Genomic DNA, 18,097 nt, shown 5'->3' on the forward strand with positions numbered 1-18,097 from the left:
CTCAGCCGTCGAGTTCCGCGATCTTCGCCGAGGACGGCTCGCGGCGCTGCTGGGCCGCGCGGGCGGTGAAGTCCGCGCTGCGCAGGACGCGTTGGACGTTGCCCCAGGTGAGCAGGGCGAGGTCGGTCTCGGTCCAGCCGCGGGTGAGGAGTTCGGCGATCAGGTGCGGGTAGCAGGACGCGTCGGCGAGGTCCTGCGGGTGGGCGGCCCCGGAGTCGTACGTCCCCGAGAGGCCGACGCACTCCGCGCCCGCGAGCGCGCGGACGTGGTCGAGGTGGTCGGCGACGTCCCGTACGGAGGGGCCGGTCTGCTCGGCGGTGAGCGGGACGAGGCACAGGCCCTTGGCCATGCCCAGCTCGGTGAGGACGTCGTCGGGCAGGTTGGCCGGGTGGGGGCGCAGGGCGCGGGCCGCGGAGCGGGTGAACAGGACCGGGGCCTTGGAGGCGGCCAGCGCGCGGCTGATCGTGGCGTCCGAGGTGCCGGAGAGGTCGGCGAGCACGCCGAGGCGGTTCATCTCGCGGAGCACCTCCTCGCCGAACCGGGTCAGGCCCGTCCCGCTCGCCCAGGTCGTGCCGGAGAGCGTGAGGATGCGCAGGCCCAGCGCGTGCAGGTTGCGCAGGATGCCGAGCGAGTCGCCGAGCGCGCCCGCTCCGGCGGGCCCGAGGACGACAGCGACACGGCCGCAATGGTGGGCGTCGGTGATCTCCGCCGCGGTGTGGGCCATGCGCAGGCCCTCGGGGTGGGCCTGGACCACCGTCTGCACCAGGTCGAGCTGTTCCAGGGTCGCGCCGACGGCACGGTCCCCGGCGAGCCCCTCGGGCAGGTGCAGCGACCAGAACAGGGCGCCCACGTGCCCTTCCCGCATCCGCGGCACATCGGTGTCCACCGCGCTCTCGCCCAGCTCCAGGTCGAACCAGGGCAGGTGGCGCAGCGCCCAGGGCAGACCGCTGTAGCCGTCGGCGACGGGGTGGCCGACGAGGAAGGCGTGCGCCCGCTCCAGCGGGCCGGCGCCGGCCTCCAGGTCGGAACCGGCCTCCGGGACGGTCTCCGTGGTGTCCAGTGGCAGCGGCCCGGACTCCGGCCAGACAGTCGGCCGGTCCAGCTCGCCCACCTCAGCGGTCGTGTGCAGTTCGTCGCGCAGGTCTGCCATGACGGGGCTCCGTTGGGTGGACGGTGATCGCAGTACCGTCACCGTTGCACGGAGGCCGGGGGGCTTCCTGGTGGATGGGGCGTTTGGGGGTACGCCCCCGCCCCCGGTACGGCCCACCCCCAGGCATGTAGCCGGCGCACCCCACCCCACCAGGCATCCTCCTGCGGCTGTCAGCCGTCCAGCTGCTCCAGCGTCGCGTTCGACGGCGCCCGCCGAGCCCGGAGGTCGCGGGCCACGTCCTCGGCCGCGCCCAGCACCCGTACCGCGTTCTGCCAGGTCAGCTTGGCCAGGTCGGCGCGGGACCAGCCGCGGTCGTACAGCTCGGCGATGAGGTTCGGGTAGCCGGACACGTCGTTCAGGCCGTCCGGGGTGAAGGCCGTGCCGTCGTAGTCGCCGCCGATGCCGAGGTGGTCGATGCCGGCGACCTCGCGCATGTGGTCCAGGTGGTCCGCCACCGTCGACACCGTGGCGACCGGGCGGGGGTTGGACTCCTCGAAGGCGCGGTGGACCTTCATGCCCTCGGGGGTGGTGTCGAGGTGGTGGAAGCCGTTGGCGCGCAGGTTCTCGTCGGCCGCGGCCGTCCAGTCGACCGCCGACTGAAGGACGAACTTCGGTACGAACGTCACCATCGCCACTCCCCCGTTGGCGGGCAGCCGCTCCAGGACGTCGTCCGGGATGTTGCGCGGGTGGTCGCAGACCGCGCGGGAGGAGGAGTGCGAGAAGATCACCGGCGCGGCGGTCGTGTCGAGCGCGTCGCGCATGGTCGTCGCGGCCACGTGGGAGAGGTCCACGAGCATGCCCTCGCGGTTCATCTCCCGTACGACCTCACGGCCGAAGGCCGACAGGCCGCCGACGGCGGGGTGGTCGGTCGCCGAGTCCGCCCAGGCGATGTTGTCGTTGTGGGTGAGGGTCATGTAGCGCACGCCGAGTGCGTACAACCCCCGTAGCGCGCCGAGGGAGTTGTCGATCGAGTGGCCGCCCTCGGCGCCCATCAACGATGCGATACGTCCCTGGCTGCGCGCCGTCTCCATGTCGGCGGCGGTCAACGCGGCCCGCAGGGTGGAGGGGTGACGGTCGATCAACTGCCGTACGCAGTCGATCTGTTCGAGCGTCGCGGTGACCGCTCCCGGCAGGTCCGAGCGGACGTACACCGACCAGAACTGGGCGCCGACCCCGCCCGCGCGCAGCCGCGCCAGGTCCGTGTGCAGGTGGGCGCTCTGGTCGGTGGCGATGTCGCGGGCGTCAAGGTCGTAGCGGACCTGTTCGCGCAGCGCCCAGGGGAGGTCGTTGTGGCCGTCGACCACGGGGAACTCGGCGAGGAGTTCGAGGGCTTCGTCGAGGGACGGGGAGGTCATGGCGGTCACTTCCCGAAGCCGAAGCCGCTGCCCGCGCCCTCGACCTTGGTGCGCAGCCGCTTGCCCTTCTCGGTGGCCTGGTCGTTCAGCTCCTGCTGGAACTCCCGCATCCGGGCGAGGAGTTCCTCGTCATGGGCGCCGAGGATCCGGGCGGCCAGCAGGCCCGCGTTGCGCGCGCCGGCCACGGAGACGGTCGCGACCGGCACACCGGCCGGCATCTGCACGATCGAGAGCAGGCTGTCCATGCCGTCGAGGTACTTCAGCGGGACCGGGACGCCGATCACCGGCAGCGGCGACACGGACGCCAGCATGCCGGGCAGGTGGGCCGCGCCGCCGGCGCCCGCGATGATCACCTTGATGCCGCGGCCGTCGGCCTGCTCGCCGTACGCGATCATCTCGCGCGGCATGCGGTGCGCGGAGACGACGTCGACCTCGTACTCGATCTCGAACTCGTCCAGGGCCTGCGCGGCGGCCTCCATGACGGACCAGTCGGAGTCCGACCCCATGACGATTCCAACGACAGGGCTCATTCGGTGATCGTGCCTCTCAGATATCCGGCTGCGTGCCGGGCGCGCTCCAGTACGTCGTCCAGGTCGTCGCCGTAGGTGTTGACGTGGCCGACCTTGCGGCCGGGCTTCACGTCCTTGCCGTACATGTGGATCTTGAGCTGGGGATCGCGGGCCATGCAGTGCAGGTACGCGGAGTACATGTCGGGGTAGTCGCCGCCCAGGACGTTCGCCATGACCGTCCACTTGGCGCGCGGGCGCGGGTCGCCCAGCGGGAGGTCCAGGACCGCGCGTACGTGGTTGGCGAACTGGGAGGTGATCGCGCCGTCCTGGGTCCAGTGGCCCGAGTTGTGCGGGCGCATGGCCAGTTCGTTGACGAGGATGCGCCCGTCGGACGTCTCGAAGAGCTCCACGGCGAGGTGGCCGACGACGCCGAGTTCCTTGGCGATGCGCAGGGCCAGCTCACTCGCCTGGAGGGCCAGCTCCTCCGCGATGCCGGGGGCCGGGGCGATCACCGTGTCGCAGACGCCGTCGACCTGCTGGGACTCGACGACGGGGTAGGCGACCGCCTGGCCGTGCGGCGAGCGGACGACGTTCGCCGCGAGCTCGCGCACGAAGTCGACCTTCTCCTCGGCGAGGACGGGGACTCCGGCTCGGAAGGGGTCGGCGGCGTCCGCGAGGGAACGTACGAACCACACCCCCTTGCCGTCGTAGCCGCCGCGGACGGTCTTGAGGATGACCGGGAAACCGTCGCCCTCGGCCGCGAAGGCGGCGACGTCCTCGACGTCGCTCACGATCCGGTGCCGCGGGCACGGCACACCGAGCTCGGCGAGCTTCGCGCGCATCACCCCCTTGTCCTGGGCGTGCACGAGTGCGTCGGGCCCGGGGCGGACGGGGATGCCGTCCGCCTCCAGGGCACGCAGATGCTCGGTGGGTACGTGTTCGTGATCGAAGGTGATCACATCGCAGCCCCGCGCGAACTCACGCAGCGTGCCGAGGTCGCGATAGTCGCCGATGACGACATCGCTGACGACCTGCGCCGCGGAATCCTGAGGGGAGTCACTGAGGAGCTTGAACTTGATGCCGAGCGGGATGCCCGCCTCGTGTGTCATACGAGCGAGCTGCCCCCCGCCGACCATGCCGACTACCGGGAACGTCACCCCCCAAGAGTATCGGCCACGCCACGGCGGCCGGTTTCCGCTCCTGTGAGTCGGTATTTCCGGGCAAAAGACTGTCCGGGTCACGACCACTTTTCTTACCTGTGAGTTCTTGCACAGGCGATGACGGGGGCCGCTGGTTAGCATGGCTGGGTTGACATATCCGACTGACGGCGACCGACGGGGGCTTGCGACACCATGGGCAGTGGTTCTTCAGGGCCCTCCACCAAGCAGCCTCATAGCGATACCAAACAGCCTCGCAGCGCGGTGCGGCGCCGTTTCGACCGGCTCCTCCGGGAGGTCGTCAAGTTCGGCGCGGTCGGCGGCGTGGGGCTGCTCGTCAACCTGATCACCTTCAACCTGGTGCGCCACGGGACCGGTCTGCAGGTCGTCCGGGCCAGTGTGATCGCCACCGTCGTGGCCATCATCTTCAACTACGTCGGGTTCCGCTACTTCACGTACCGCGACCGCGACAAGGGCGGCCGCACCAAGGAACTGACGCTGTTCCTGCTGTTCAGCGCGGTGGGCCTGGTGATCGAGAACGGCGTGCTGTACGTCGCGACGTACGGCTTCGGCTGGGACAGCCCGCTGCAGAGCAACGTGTTCAAGTTCCTCGGCATCGGCGTGGCGACCCTGTTCCGCTTCTGGTCGTACCGCACCTGGGTGTTCCGCGCACTGCCCGCGCGCGAGGCGGTGGCCAGTGCGGAATCGTTCCTCGAAGCCGAGCCCGGGAAGCGGGCCGCACCGGCGCGCAGCAACTGACCGCGCCGCTCACTGAACCTGGGCGGCTCTCTGAACCTGGGCCGCTGCCTGAACCTGGTCCGCTACCTGACCGTGGGTTCCGGCTCCTCGCCCGCCAGGGGCTTCTTCAGGGGCGTACGGGACAGGAACAGGCCGAACACCGGCGGCTGCGCCTGAAGCATCTCCAGACGGCCCCCGTCGGCCTCCGCGAGGTCACGGGCGACGGCGAGACCGATGCCCGTGGAGTTGCGGCCGCTGATCGCGCGCTCGAAGATGCGGGCGCCGAGGTCGGCGGGGACGCCAGGGCCCTCGTCGGTGACCTCGACGACGGACTGGTTGCCGGTGACGCGGGTGCGCAGGGCGACGGTGCCGCCGCCGTGCATGAGGGAGTTCTCGATGAGCGCGGCCAGCACCTGGGCGACCGCGCCCGGGGTTCCGACGGCCCGCAGACGGCGTTTGCCGGAGCTGACGATGGCGCGGCCCGCACTGCGGTAGGCCGGGCGCCACTCCTCCAGCTGCTGCTTGATGACCTCGTCCAGGTCGAAGGAGACGGCGGAGCCGGTGCGCGGGTCGCGGGCGTTGGTCAGCAGCCGCTCCACGACGTCCGTGAGCCGCTCGACCTGCGTCAGCGCGATCGTCGCCTCCTCCTTCACCGTGTCCGGGTCGTCGGTGAGGGTGATCTCCTCCAGCCGCATGGAGAGGGCGGTGAGGGGCGTACGGAGCTGATGGGAGGCGTCCGCCGCGAGCCGGCGCTCCGCCGTGAGCATCCGTGCGATGCGCTCCGCGCTGCCGTCCAGGACGTCCGCGACACGGTCCAGCTCCGGGACGCCGTACCGCTTGTGGCGCGGGCGGGGGTCGCCGGAACCGAGCCGTTCCGCGGTCTCCGCGAGGTCGGTGAGGGGGGAGGCGAGGCGGTTGGCCTGGCGTACGGCGAGGAGGACGGCGGCGATGATGGCGAGCAGGGCGACCGCCGCGATGATCAGCAGCGTACGGCCGACCTCCTTCGTGACGGACGAGCGCGGCTCCTGGACGGTGACCGTCTCGCCCTCCTCGCCGGGGGCCGTGTAGTGGATGACGTCACCGCTGGGCTTGGTGCCGATCTCGATCGGATCCCTGCCCGGGATCCTGATCACGGCGTACCGCTCGTCCGTGACCTGGTCCTTCAGGATCTCCGCGGTGATGTCCTCGTGCCCGATGATCCGGCTGTCCACGATGCTCGCCAGGCGCAGCGCCTCGGAATCCACCCTCTCCTGGGCGCTGCTGCTGATCGTCCGTGTCTCGACGATCACCAGGGAGACGCCGAACACGGCGATCACCACGAGCACGACGGCGAGGGTGGACTGGATGAGACGGCGACGCACGAGGCCCTCCGGGCGGGTTGCTGAGAGCCTGTGCCGATCCGGCTGAGGATCAGGCACAGGCTCCTACGGTGACCAGTGTGGCCGAAAGGTCTCCGGCGCCGACACCCGCCGCCGCCCGGTGGAAGGGCCCCTCAGCTCTTCTCGAAGCGGAACCCGACGCCACGGACCGTCGCGATGTAGCGAGGGTTCGCCGCGTCGTCGCCGAGCTTCTTGCGGAGCCAGGAGATGTGCATGTCGAGGGTCTTGGTGGAGGACCACCAGGTGGTGTCCCAGACCTCGCGCATGAGCTGGTCGCGGGTGACGACGCGGCCGGCGTCCCGGACGAGGACCCGCAGGAGGTCGAACTCCTTGGCGGTGAGCTGGAGTTCTTCGTCGCCCATCCAGGCGCGGTGCGACTCGACGTCGATACGCACCCCGTGTGTGGCGGGCGGCTGCTGGGGCTCGGCGGCACCGCGCCGCAGCAGGGCCCGGACGCGGGCGAGCAGTTCGGCGAGCCGGAACGGCTTGGTCACGTAGTCGTCGGCGCCCGCGTCGAGGCCGACGACGGTGTCCACCTCGTCGGCGCGTGCGGTCAGGATGAGGATCGGGACGGTGTGGCCCTCGGCGCGCAGTCGGCGGGCCACTTCAAGGCCGTCCATACCGGGCAGGCCCAGGTCCAGGACACACAGGTCGATGCCGCCCTGGATGCCGGCGTCGAGCGCGGTGGGTCCGTCCTCGCGCACCTCGACCTCGTAGCCCTCCCGGCGCAGGGCGCGGGCCAGTGGCTCCGAGATGGACGCGTCGTCCTCGGCGAGCAGTACACGGGTCATGGGGTGATGGTAGTCCGCCGCGGACGACACTCGCGGGGTGATCGGCCTCCGTGATTCTTACCCGCGCCGGCGAACAGAGTGGCCTGCGGGTGTGGGGGTGATCTTGACAGCAACCTTCGAATAGGCGCCTGTGGTTCCATTGTCACCTGTGATCCATCTCTCAAGTCCTTCCATATGCCACATTGGCATGTCGTATGGTGACTGAACGCCTGTAGCACCACGGGGACCTTTGGCCAGCATTTGACGCTGAAGGTCTCTTTTGTGTGCGGGCTGGTATTCGCCAGCCTTGAAAGGAATGACCTGTGGCCGGGCCCGAGCGCACCGAAGCGTGAAGGGCGTGGATCCCGGTGGTCGGCCTCCTTCGCTCCGCAATCCGGAGCGGACTCCCCGTGGGCGTGGGGACGGACGGCCGGAACCCGCCGGTGCCGGCCGCCCCCACCGGGCGCGCGACCCCACTTCCCGCGCGTCCCGACCAGCAAGGAACGACCATGGCGTCCAGCCTGACGAAGGGCTCGACAGAACCGGGCACCCCCGGTTTCGAGCGCACCTTCTTCGGCCACCCCCGCGGACTGGCCACTCTCTTCATGACCGAGATGTGGGAGCGTTTCTCCTACTACGGCATGAGGGCCCTGCTCCCGCTGTACCTGGTCGCACCGGGTGGCCTGCACCTGAGCGCGACCACCGCGACCGCGATCTACTCCGTCTACGTGTCGATGGTGTACCTGCTCGCCCTGCCCGGCGGCTGGTTCGGCGACCGGGTCTGGGGTCCCCGCAAGACCGTCGCCGTCGCCGGCGGAATCATCATGCTCGGCCACCTGACGCTGGCGCTGCCGTCGTCGGGCACCTTCTACGCGGGCCTCGGCCTGGTGGCGATCGGCTCGGGTCTGCTGAAGGCCAACATCTCCACGATGGTCGGCCACCTGTACGACGGCCCGGACGACCCGCGCCGCGACGGTGGCTTCACGGTCTTCTACATGGGCATCAACCTCGGCGCGTTCGCCGCGCCGCTGATCATCGGCACCATCGGTGAGAACGTCAACTGGCACCTGGGCTTCGCCCTCGCCGCGCTCGGCATGGCGCTCGGCCTCGGCCAGTTCCTGATCGGCAGCCGCAACCTCGCCGAGCGCTCCACCGTGGTCCCCACGCCGCTGTCCGCCGCGGAGAAGTCCTCGACGCTGCGCAAGGCCGCGATCTGGGCCGGCATCGCCGTCGTCTTCTACGCCATCGTCGGCACCACCGGCCACTACACGCTGAACTGGATCCTGGTTCCGCTGACCCTCCTCGGCGTGATCATCCCGGTCATGGTCCTGGTGCGGATCAAGCGCGACAAGGACCTGGACCGGGCCGAGCAGTCGAAGATGTCCGGCTACATCTGGTTCTTCGTCGCCGCCGCCGTGTTCTGGATGATCTACGACCAGGGCGGTTCGACCCTGTCGATCTTCGCCGACGGCTCGGCCGAGAACACCGTCTTCGGCTGGGAGTTCCCGGTCTCCTGGTACCAGTCGGTGAACCCGGTACTGATCATGGCGCTGGCCCCGGTCTTCGCCTGGTTCTGGCTGGCACTGAACAAGCGCGGCAAGGAGCCGAGCACCATCGTGAAGTTCGCGTCCGGTCTCGTGCTGATCGGCGCGTCGTTCTTCCTCTTCCTCGCCCCGCTGTCCATCGCCGACGGAGGCGCCAAGGCCGCCGCGATGTGGCTGGTCGCGATCTACTTCGTACAGACCGTCGGTGAGCTGCTGCTCTCCCCGGTCGGCCTCTCCGTCACCACGAAGATGGCGCCCGCGAAGTACGCCTCCCAGATGATGGGCGTCTGGTTCCTGGCCGTCACCGCCGGTGACGCCACGACCGGTCTGCTCTCCATCGCCGGGGTCGACCTGAACAAGATGGGCATCGTCGCCCTGGAGGCCACGCTCGCCGTGGTCGCCGGTGTCGCGGTGTGGATGTACCGCAACAAGGTCAAGGAGCTGATGGGCAGCGTGCGCTGACGTACGCCGACCGAGTCCCTTGCACGAGCCGACCGAGTTCGTTGTACGAAGGGCCACCGCACCGCTCCTGGTGCGGTGGCCCTTCGGTGTTTCCCACGCACGGTCGGGGTGGATGTCTCAGCGCACGCGCCGCCCCGGCATGAACGTGAACACCGCGCCGCCGAGCAGGACGGCCGTCCCCGCCACCAGCCCGAGGGCCTTCAGGGAGCTGTGGCTCTCGGCGCCCGTTTCCGCGAGGCCGCCGCTGGACGACGTACCTCCGGCGGAGTCGCCGCCCGAGGATCCTGAACCTCCTGCAGCGCCACTCGCCTGTTCCGTGGTGTCCAGGGTCAGCGAGACCGCCGTCTCGGCGGGGGTGCAGGTCGTGGTCGTACCGAGCGCCTCGACCGTCAGCACACCCGGTGACAGCGTCGACTCACCGCTCGCGCCGGGCTTGTACGTGCCCGTCATGTCGGAGATCGTCATCGGGTCGCCCGTCTTGATCGCCTCGGCGTTGGTCGGGCCCTCGACATGGACGCTGCCCGTGTCGGAGCCGCCCAAAGTGACCTCCATGGAGGGCTTCACCGAGTCCGCGGGGATGTCGGCCGGGCTGTCCATCACGGACCCCTTGAACTGGACCGTGAGGCCGTAACTCCCGCCGTTCTTCTTGGCGTTGATCTGCACGCGGGACGTGGCGTTCTTGTCTCCGATGGGCGTCTTGCAGGCGTAGGAGACGGAGACCTCTTTGCCGGTGAAGTCGGTCTGGCCGTCGTCGTCTCCGCCGGTCGAGCCGCCGGTGGAGCCGCCTTCGCTCCCGGTCGGCGTCGGGGTACCCGTGGGCGGTGTCGGTGTCGGTGTCGGTGTCGGCTCGCCGCCCGTCGTGCCGCCCGAAGTCCCGCCACCCTCCGTCACCTTGATCGTCACTGCCGGCGGCACCGTCTCCTTCGGAGCGCATTTGGTGTCCGTCGAGATCGGCTTGCTGACATTGATGGCGTACGCGTCCGGCGTCAGCGTCACTTCTCCCGCGGTCGTCAGTTTCAGCTTGCCCGTCATGTCGGACAGCTTCATGTCGCTGTTCTTGGGGATCGCCGGGTTCTGGCGCGGGCCCGCCATCGCGATGTCGGCGGTCTGCGCGCCGGCCGCCTTCAGCGTGCCGGTGGGCATGACCGTGTCCTTCTCCAGGTCGAGGATGTCCGGGTTCTTGGACGCTGCCTGGACGGACTTCCAGGTGATGGTGACCTCGTCGCCCACCTTCGCCTCGGGGGGCGCGGTGATGTCCGCCTTCGTCGTGCCCTCGACCGGCGGCAGACCGGAGATCGCGGGCGGGATGCACTCCGTCAGGTACGACACCTCGGCGGCCTGGGCCGGGGCCGCGGCCACCCCCAGCAGGATGCCCGCGCCGCCGAGCATCAGCGCGACCCCGGCGGCGCTCGCTCTCCGTCCCGTCTGCGGTACCACTCTCCGTTGCCTACTCACGCGTTGCCCTTCCTCGTGGGGTCGTCGGACTGTTGTCGTGCGGTGCGGAGAGCTGACCGGCCGCCGGGTTCCCCGGATCGCTGTCCGGCGTGAACCACGGAAGGGGCCGAGTCGAAGGCGTACGGGGCTCAGGGGCCGTCGCTGGTCCCGGCGCCGGGGAAGGGCTCAACCTCGGCATGCGGAGGGTGAGTTCGGGAAGCCGTACGCTCTGGCGACGGATGCCGCGTCCGGCGGACCTGCGGGGCCGCAGCCGGTCCACCGCGGCCATCCCGACGCGGAACACCGCGGCCGGCACGACCACGCCGAGCAGGATCCAGAACAGCGTCACGCCCCAGGGGCGGCCCACACCCCACGGCTGCTCGGCGAGCATCTTCCCGCCGTACTTCAGCGAGACCGTGTAGTCGCCGTGCGCTCCCGCCGCGAGTTCGACGGGGAGCTCGATCTGGGCCCGCTTGCCCGGCGCGATGGTGCCGCGCCACTGCTGCTCCTCCCATTGCGGGGCGAACACGCCGTGGGAGGTGCCGACTTGGAAGACGGGGTCCTTGACGGCGGCGGTACCGACGTTGCCGACCGTGAAGACGAGCGTGCGGGAGGGCGGGGCGCCGAACGAGGTGAGCAGCCCGCTCGATCCGTCGAGCCGCGTGTCCGTGAGCACCGAGAGCCGTGCGCCGCTCTCCTCCTCTGGCAGCGGTTCGACCGAGTGCCCCGCGACCATGAAGATGGCGTCCGCCTCCGCCTTCTCCCCCGTGACCGTGGCGACATGCACCACGCACGGGCACGGCTCGGGCGGTTCGGCGACCGGCAGCTCTCTGCTGAAGCCGCCCTTTGCGTCGGTGGTGACGGCCCGGCCGTCCGCGTTGGCACAGGAGTTGGTGCCGCCGATCACGCCACGGGACGGCACCGACTGGCCGCAGATCAGCATCATCAGCAGCGTCTTCGGCCGCCATCCGGCGCCGGTGACGGTGATCGAACCGCCCGTCCCGGCCTGGGACTTGGACAGCTTGACGGAGGGTTTGTCCGCACCGGCCGCGGGCGCGCCCGCGAGGGGCAGCACGAGGAGCGCGAGCACCGCCGCCAGCACCGTCATCCGCACCTTGCCGCCCATGACCCCGCCCATGACCCCGCCCGTGAATCCGCTCACGACACCGCTCCCGTCAACTCCGCTTCCGTACGCGGTTGTTCACACACCTCAGCGACCGGCGCACGGCGCCCGAAACCGACCGGCGCACGGCGCCCGAAACGCCGTACAGCGCCTGCCACGCGACGCTCGGACCGCCGTACACCGACAGGCTTTCGACGCCCGGGACGACGTACGCCAACCGCCTCGCGACGCCCAAGACCCCGCCCGCCATCGGTCGGACGACGCCTGTGACGCCGTACGACGAGAAGCGCGGCGACCGCCACGAGTGCGCACCCTGCCCCCGCCACCGCGCCCCAGGGCACGAACCGCACCGACGCGGACGCCGTGTCGCGGGCCCCGCCCGCCGCCGTCACCGTCAGCCGCACGTCGACCGAGTCCAGCGCCGGGGTGTCGCGCCACGGCTCGCTGAGTGTGATGCGGCGGCCCGGCAGGAGTTCGACGGGCAGGGTGCGCGGGGCGCGGTCGAGGAGCTCGCCGAGGGCGCCGTCGGCGTGGACGGCGAGTTTCGGGGTGAGGACGGTGGTGCCGCGGTTGACCAGCTCGTACGAGATCCGGCCCGCGCGGACGGAGACGTGCTCGACGGTGAGTGCCGACAACGCCGGTCCGGACACCCGTAGTTGGACCCGGACCGCCGAGGACCGGCCGCCGTCGGCGCTTGCGACGACCGCGCCGGGGTGGTCGCCGGGCACCGCCCCCGCCGGGACGCTCAGGGTGAAGGGGACGTCGGCGCGGGTGTGTGCGGGGACGCGGACGGACAGCGAAGTCGCGGGGGTCCGCCTGCCGTTCGTCTCACCCGCGAAGTTGATCCACGCGCCCGCGTCCGCCGGGTTCTCCCGGATCGTGAACCCGCCGCCCGCCGTGTTGTCCGCGTCCGCGCCGCGCAGCCGGACGGTGACCGGCTCGGCGCCCGGGTTGAGCACGGACACCGAGTCCTGGAGGACCGTGCCGGGCGCGCCCTCCGCGTAGACGTACGGCCGCCCCTCCGGCGCGTTCGCCGAGGGCACGACGGACCAGCCGTCGTCGGCCACGGCGAGGGGTGCCGGGCCCAGCAACAGCACTGCGGTCAGGCCCAGTAGACGGGTTACGGCGTACGGCATCAGCGGCTCCTGGTTGTCGTACGCGTTCTCAGCGGCGTACCGCCTGGTTCCTGCGTGTCAGCCAGAGCACGCCCGCCGCGCCCGCGAGCAGCACCGTGCCGCCGAGCGTGCCGAGGGCTATCGCGGAGTCCTCGGGGCCGGTCTGCGGGAGTTCGCTGCCGGAGCCCGTGCCGCTCTGGGACTCGCCCGAGGCCGAACCGCCGCTGCTTCCGCTCGCGGCCATGACGTCGAGGGTGAGTGAGGGCCCGGGGTCGTTCGAGGGGGTGCAGGTGGTCGTCGTACCCAGCGCCTTGATGGTCAGCACGCCCGCGGTGAAGGTGACCTCGCCGCTCTCCTTCGGGGTGTACGTGCCGCTCAAGTCACTGATCTTGATGGGGGTGTTGGCGGGGATCGCGGCCGCGTTGGCCGGCCCGCTCACGGCCACCGTGCCGCTGTCCGCGCCGCCCACATCGATCACGGCGCTCGGGCTCATCGCCCCCTTGCCCAGCTCCACCGGGCTGGACGAGACGCCCTTCTGCCAGGACATGGTGAGCTTGTAGGCGCTGCCGCTCCTGACGCTCTTGATGTCGATGGGCGAGACGGCGCTCTTGTCGCCGATCGGCGTCTTGCACTGGTAGTTGACGTCCACCACGTCGGCGTGGGCGGCGGGGGCGGCCATCAGCACCGCGGAGCCGGCCAGGGCCGCGGCGAACGCGAGCGCGGCGGTTCGTTTCTGGTACGTCCGGTACGACACCTCGGGGCCTCATTCCTGACAGGAAATCTGACGGAACATCAGATCGGCCGTCAAGGTACGCCCGGGGACTTGTGGAGGGAAGACAAAGCGCGCGCCGGATATGAGGAGATCCGGCGCGCGGGCGGTGCCGTACGAGACAGGGGGCGGATGAGGGTTCGAACCGCCGGTAACCCAAGGTCGGAGTTACCGGGCGGGCCGCAGAGCTAGGCGAGGGCCGCGAGTTCGGCCCAGACGGTCTTGCCGGCGACACCCGGGGTCCGCACGACCCCCCAGTCCAGGCACAGTCGCTGCACGATGAACATCCCGTGGCCGCCCGGGCGCCCGGCGCGATGCGGGGTGCGCGGTGCGGGCTGGCCGGCGCCGCGGTCGGAGACCTCGATACGCAGCACCTTCTTGTCGCACGCGACCCGGAGCTCGTCCGGGCCCTCGGCGTGCAGACAGGCGTTGGTGACGAGTTCGGAGACGACCAGGAGGACGTCCTCGGCGGCGGCGCGGCGGTCGGCGCTCTCGGCGGGCAGCCAGCCCCACGCGTACAGCGCCTGGCGGGCGAAGTCGCGGGCGAGCGGTACGACGCCGCTCTGGTCCTCGAAGCTCAGCCTGCGGACCTGGCGGCCCGGACCGATCGCCGTGCCGGTGCCGGTTCCCGCGCCGGTGCCAGTTCTGGTGCCGCTGTTGCCGTCGGTGCCTGCGGAGGAGGCGGGAGCGTCGCCTGGGGACGCGCCCATGCCGGACACCGCGGAAGCGCCGCCGTCGCCCGACTCCGGGCCGCGGTCTCCCGGCGGGTAAGGCCGGGTGGTGCTCATCAGCGCTTCACCTCACCGATTCACCAGTTCACAAATCAAGACTCAGCACTCAGTACGTTGATCGAGGGCGTACCGCCACCGACCGGCTCCCTGACCGGTCCGCGACGTGGCCGCCACTGTGACGGCCGACATATCCAGGATGTCTCCTGCCCGGTCGAACCGTCCGAACACCCAATTATTCGACCCGAAACCTGTGACGCGCGTAACCCGACGATCACACTGGGACATCCGGGGCATCACTTTAGGACTATCGACCCGCCCGTTGGCATGATCCACACGCCCGTTGATGCGATCCACCAGCCCCGCCCTAGTCGGCCAAGGCCGCGGCGAGGGTGTCGTGGACCGTGAAAACGGCCTCCGCCCCGGTGATCTCGAAGACGCGGGCCACCACCGGCAGCATCGCGGCGAGATGGATCCCGCCACCCGCCTCCTCGGCCTTCAGCCGGGCACTGAGCAGCACATTCAGCCCGGTGGAATCACAGAACTCAAGACGTGAGCAGTCGACGACCAGCCGCGCGTATCCCTTTTCGAGGCAGTCATCGAGTGGCTCACGCAACAAATCGGCCGTGTGGTGATCGAGCTCACCCGCGGGAGTCACGACGGCACTGAGGCCCTCTTCCCGCACTTCGACAAGAAGTCGGCCCGACTGGGCGCTGCCGACTGTCCCGCGGTCCATGCCGTCTCTCTCCTGAGCGTCGTGACTGTTGATATAGGCACTCGAACACTACGCCTTCTCTACACACCCCGACACCCGAACAACCGCCACGAATCGGACATTTCATAACTAAGCACACTTGCAACAATCGAGTGGGAGCGGGTAGGGCTAGTAGCCACACCTATTCGACACGACCGGCTTCGGAGGCGCCGCACACCGCAGTGCACGCATTGGCATCGGCGGCCATATGCCGAGAACCATGGAGGACACCATGTCACCCCGGCTCGACGAATCGCATACCCAGACGGCGACGTCGGCATCCCTTCCGGAACGCTCTCGCTCCCTGGTGGGGCTGGAGGGACTTCCGGAGATCCCCCCCTTCGACCAGGTGGGGCCGGTGGACGCACGGGCCCTGTCCAAGACTCTCTTCGAGCGGCTGGAGTCCCTCGAGGAAGGCACCTACGAATACTCGTACGTTCGCAACACGCTGGTCGAACTCAACCTCGCGCTGGTCAAGTTCGCCGCCTCTCGGTTCCGCTCCCGCAGCGAGCCGATGGAGGACATCATCCAGGTCGGCACCATCGGCCTGATCAAGGCGATCGACCGCTTCGAGATGAGCCGCGGCGTCGAGTTCCCCACCTTCGCGATGCCGACCATCATCGGCGAGATCAAGCGCTTCTTCCGCGACACGTCGTGGTCGGTGCGCGTACCGCGCAGGCTGCAGGAACTCCGCCTCGACCTGGCCAAGGCGGGCGACGAGCTCGCCCAGGAATTCGATCGCGCCCCGACGGTGGGAGAGCTGGCGGAGCGCCTGGGCCTCTCCAACGAAGAGGTCGTCGAAGGCATGGCCGCCTCGAACGCCTACACGGCGAGTTCGCTGGACGCCCAGCCCGAGGAGGATGACTCCGAGGGCGCGCTCACGGACCGCATCGGCTACGAGGACCACGGGCTCGAAGGCATCGAGTACGTGGAGTCCCTGAGGCCGCTGATCGCCGAACTCCCGTCCCGCGACCGCCAGATCCTCTCGCTCCGCTTCGTCGCCAACATGACGCAGTCCGAGATCGGCGACGAACTCGGCATCTCCCAGATGCATGTCTCCCGGCTGCTCTCGCGCACGCTGGTGCGGCTGCGCAAGGGGCTGACCGTGGAGGAGTGACGGTGCCCCAGCCGTCAGCCGCGTCCAGCAGCTGTGACTACGGCAGCCGACATCCGCGTCCGGCAGTTGTAACTACAGCAGCCGACATCCCCGTCCGGCAGCTGTAACTACGGCAGCCGACATCCGCGTCCGGCAGCTGTGACTACGGCCCGCGCCCGCGGTAGTCGGGGGCGCGGGCCGTAGTCACAGCTTGGCTGCGGGCCGTGGTTACCCACGGGAACCTCTTTCCCCACCAGTTGCCTTCCACCACTATGAGCATCCCCTTGCCCGCCGGTACGCCAGAATCCCGGCGGGCCGAGCGAGCGGGGTGCGAGGAGGCACGGGGATGGCTGGGTCCGGCCGGACCGACGGACACGGCGGGTACAGCGAGTCTGGTGGATTCGACGAGTACGGCGCGTCCGACGGGTCTGACGAAGACGGCACGTACGACGGGTCCGACTCCGGGAGCGGTGGAATGTACTCCACGGTGTCCGACGCGCAGCTCACCGAACTGCTGCGCGCCGACACCCCGACCGCGTACCCCGCGCTGCGCGAACTGCGCCTGCGCCACCGGCCCGCGGTCCTCTCGTACGCCCGTCTGTGCACCGTCGGCGAGTCCGCCGCACGGCAGTTGACGGCCCAGGCGTTCGCGCTCGCCGCCCGCGAAACGGCGCGCGGCATCGACCCGCGAGGGCCCTGGCGCCACCAACTGCTGCTCCTGACCGGCCGGGTGGCCGCCTCCTGGGCCGCTCCCCTGGACCATCGCACGAGCCGCCTCGATCCGGGTCTGCTCGACCGGCTCCGCGAATCGGGCGGCCCCGACGGTCCCGTACCGCCGATGCTCGACGCCTTCCAGTCGCTCCCGAGCCGCGTCCAGGGCCTCATCTGGTACGGCATCGTGGACGAGGAGCCCGACGCCAGGACCACGGCGCTCATCGGGGCCGTGCCGCAGGACGTGACGTACGGCAAGCAGCCCGCGTTCCAAGCCCTGCGCCAGGCCTGTCTGAAGACCCGCCTCGCCCGCTCCGGCAACCCCCGCTGCCAGGACTTCCGCCGGCTGATCGAGGAGGCGGCGCACCCCGAGAACCCGCGCTACAGCCCGGACTTGAACGCCCACATGGCGCACTGCGAGCACTGCGCCGCCGCGTACGAGGAGTTGGGCGCCCTGCGCGACACCCCGCGCACGGCGCTGGCCGAGGGGCTGCTGCCGTGGGGCGGCGCCGCGTATGTCCTGGGCGCGGCGCGCGGCAGGGCCCCGGCCGCTCGCGGCGCGGCTTCCGCGTCCTGGCCGCCCTCCCGGCGCCTCGTCCTCGCCTCGGCCGCGCTCGGCGTCGCGCTGGCGCCGCTGCTGCTGTATCTGCTGACCTCGGGCGGATCGGAGCCGGAGCAGGCGGTGAGCGCGGTGAGCACACCGGCGGCGCCACCCCCGGTGACGGTGACCGCGACGGTCTCGGTGACCCCGTCACCGTCCCCCACTCCCACGTCCAAGTCCCCGTCCCCTGCGCCCACTTCGACTCCGTCGAAGACACCCACGCCCTCGAAGACGCCGAAGCCGTCGCCCACCCCGCACCCCCCGAACGGCAGTTACGCCCAGGTCGTGAACGTCGGTTCCGGGCGCTGCCTGGACGTCCGCGACGGCGCCATGAGCCTGGGCGCGGACGTCGTCCCGGCCCGCTGCACCTCGTCCCGCACCCAGTTGTGGCGTGTGGTCGCCGGGCGCGGCGTCCTCCAGTCGTACGCCGACGGCCGCTTCTGCCTGGACAGCCGCGGTGGCACGGACAAGGGCATCGGCGTCTGGGAGTGCACGGCCGCCGACGACTACGAACCCAACGGCAAGAACCTGCACTTCACGGTGGACTCGCACGGCAAAATCAGCGCGGACATCTTCCCGGGCTTCGCGGTCACGCCGTTCGGCGACCGGCTCATGCTGATCCGGGACGGGGATGTGGACACCGACGAACAGCGGTGGCGGGCCGGCGCCACCGCCGGGTGACCACAACCCCGCTTCACTGGT

16 protein-coding genes are annotated in these 18,097 nt (G+C 70.4%); 4 read left to right on the forward strand and 12 right to left on the reverse strand.

The features are described from left to right. Nucleotide 1 precedes the first annotated feature (1 nt). The 4 genes from ACFVKT_RS38695 to ACFVKT_RS38710 all read right to left on the reverse strand — a co-directional run bounded on the left by ACFVKT_RS38695 (nt 2) and on the right by ACFVKT_RS38710 (nt 4,171). Complete coding sequence (locus tag ACFVKT_RS38695; RefSeq protein ID WP_385741160.1) at nt 2-1,150, reverse strand: dipeptidase; 1,149 nt, start codon at nt 1,148-1,150, stop codon at nt 2-4. 170 nt (nt 1,151-1,320) lie between these two features. Further along, nucleotides 1,321-2,505 (reverse strand): dipeptidase, encoded by a 1,185-nt coding sequence (locus tag ACFVKT_RS38700; RefSeq protein WP_385741163.1) that lies wholly within the window; start codon nt 2,503-2,505, stop codon nt 1,321-1,323. Nucleotides 2,506-2,510: 5 nt separating this feature from the next. Then, a complete protein-coding gene (gene purE, locus ACFVKT_RS38705; protein ID WP_385741165.1) occupies nt 2,511-3,035 on the reverse strand; it encodes a 5-(carboxyamino)imidazole ribonucleotide mutase in 525 nt (174 codons plus the stop codon). Then, the gene (locus ACFVKT_RS38710; protein ID WP_385741168.1) at nt 3,032-4,171 is read right to left on the reverse strand and encodes a 5-(carboxyamino)imidazole ribonucleotide synthase; all 1,140 of its coding nucleotides are present in this window, start codon (nt 4,169-4,171) and stop codon (nt 3,032-3,034) included. The genes purE and ACFVKT_RS38710 overlap by 4 nt, the downstream gene beginning before the upstream one ends. Before the next feature lie 195 nt (nt 4,172-4,366). Here ACFVKT_RS38710 and ACFVKT_RS38715 point away from each other — a divergent pair, with 195 nt between their 5' ends. Continuing rightward, on the forward strand, nt 4,367-4,930 hold the full coding sequence (locus tag ACFVKT_RS38715; RefSeq protein WP_385741171.1) for a GtrA family protein: 564 nt from the start codon (nt 4,367-4,369) through the stop codon (nt 4,928-4,930). Nucleotides 4,931-4,992: 62 nt separating this feature from the next. Here ACFVKT_RS38715 and ACFVKT_RS38720 read toward each other — a convergent pair whose 3' ends face one another. Next, nucleotides 4,993-6,270 carry an ATP-binding protein gene (locus tag ACFVKT_RS38720; protein WP_385741174.1) on the reverse strand — a complete coding sequence of 426 codons (1,278 nt, stop codon included), beginning with the start codon at nt 6,268-6,270 and terminating at the stop codon, nt 4,993-4,995. 131 nt (nt 6,271-6,401) lie between these two features. Beyond that, entirely contained in the window at nt 6,402-7,079 is a 678-nt protein-coding gene (locus tag ACFVKT_RS38725; protein ID WP_037748267.1) for a response regulator transcription factor, read from the reverse strand. Between the two features lie 488 nt (nt 7,080-7,567). Here ACFVKT_RS38725 and ACFVKT_RS38730 point away from each other — a divergent pair, with 488 nt between their 5' ends. Further along, on the forward strand, nt 7,568-9,064 hold the full coding sequence (locus ACFVKT_RS38730; protein WP_385741177.1) for an oligopeptide:H+ symporter: 1,497 nt from the start codon (nt 7,568-7,570) through the stop codon (nt 9,062-9,064). A gap of 117 nt (nt 9,065-9,181) precedes the next feature. Here ACFVKT_RS38730 and ACFVKT_RS38735 read toward each other — a convergent pair whose 3' ends face one another. The 6 genes from ACFVKT_RS38735 to ACFVKT_RS38760 all read right to left on the reverse strand — a co-directional run bounded on the left by ACFVKT_RS38735 (nt 9,182) and on the right by ACFVKT_RS38760 (nt 14,969). Further along, the gene (locus tag ACFVKT_RS38735; RefSeq protein WP_385741250.1) at nt 9,182-10,453 is read right to left on the reverse strand and encodes a hypothetical protein; all 1,272 of its coding nucleotides are present in this window, start codon (nt 10,451-10,453) and stop codon (nt 9,182-9,184) included. Nucleotides 10,454-10,511: 58 nt separating this feature from the next. Beyond that, entirely contained in the window at nt 10,512-11,624 is a 1,113-nt protein-coding gene (locus ACFVKT_RS38740; protein ID WP_385741253.1) for a hypothetical protein, read from the reverse strand. A 32-nt stretch (nt 11,625-11,656) separates the two neighbouring features. After that, nucleotides 11,657-12,757, reverse strand: a complete 1,101-nt coding sequence (locus ACFVKT_RS38745) for a hypothetical protein (RefSeq protein ID WP_385741180.1) — start codon at nt 12,755-12,757, stop codon at nt 11,657-11,659. A gap of 28 nt (nt 12,758-12,785) precedes the next feature. Continuing rightward, nucleotides 12,786-13,490 carry an LPXTG cell wall anchor domain-containing protein gene (locus ACFVKT_RS38750; protein ID WP_385741183.1) on the reverse strand — a complete coding sequence of 235 codons (705 nt, stop codon included), beginning with the start codon at nt 13,488-13,490 and terminating at the stop codon, nt 12,786-12,788. 203 nt (nt 13,491-13,693) lie between these two features. Further along, a complete protein-coding gene (locus ACFVKT_RS38755) occupies nt 13,694-14,293 on the reverse strand; it encodes an ATP-binding protein (RefSeq protein ID WP_385741186.1) in 600 nt (199 codons plus the stop codon). A 307-nt stretch (nt 14,294-14,600) separates the two neighbouring features. Further along, nucleotides 14,601-14,969, reverse strand: coding sequence for an STAS domain-containing protein (locus ACFVKT_RS38760; protein WP_385741189.1), 369 nt, complete (start codon nt 14,967-14,969; stop codon nt 14,601-14,603). Nucleotides 14,970-15,207: 238 nt separating this feature from the next. Between ACFVKT_RS38760 and ACFVKT_RS38765 the strand changes: the two genes are divergently transcribed. Then, nucleotides 15,208-16,104, forward strand: coding sequence for an RNA polymerase sigma factor SigF (locus ACFVKT_RS38765; protein WP_385741192.1), 897 nt, complete (start codon nt 15,208-15,210; stop codon nt 16,102-16,104). 454 nt (nt 16,105-16,558) lie between these two features. Further along, entirely contained in the window at nt 16,559-18,076 is a 1,518-nt protein-coding gene (locus tag ACFVKT_RS38770; RefSeq protein WP_385741256.1) for an RICIN domain-containing protein, read from the forward strand. The last annotated feature ends 21 nt before the right edge of the window (nt 18,077-18,097 follow it).

This window comes from Streptomyces sp. NPDC127595, assembly GCF_042671685.1.
Lineage (GTDB): Bacteria > Actinomycetota > Actinomycetes > Streptomycetales > Streptomycetaceae > Streptomyces.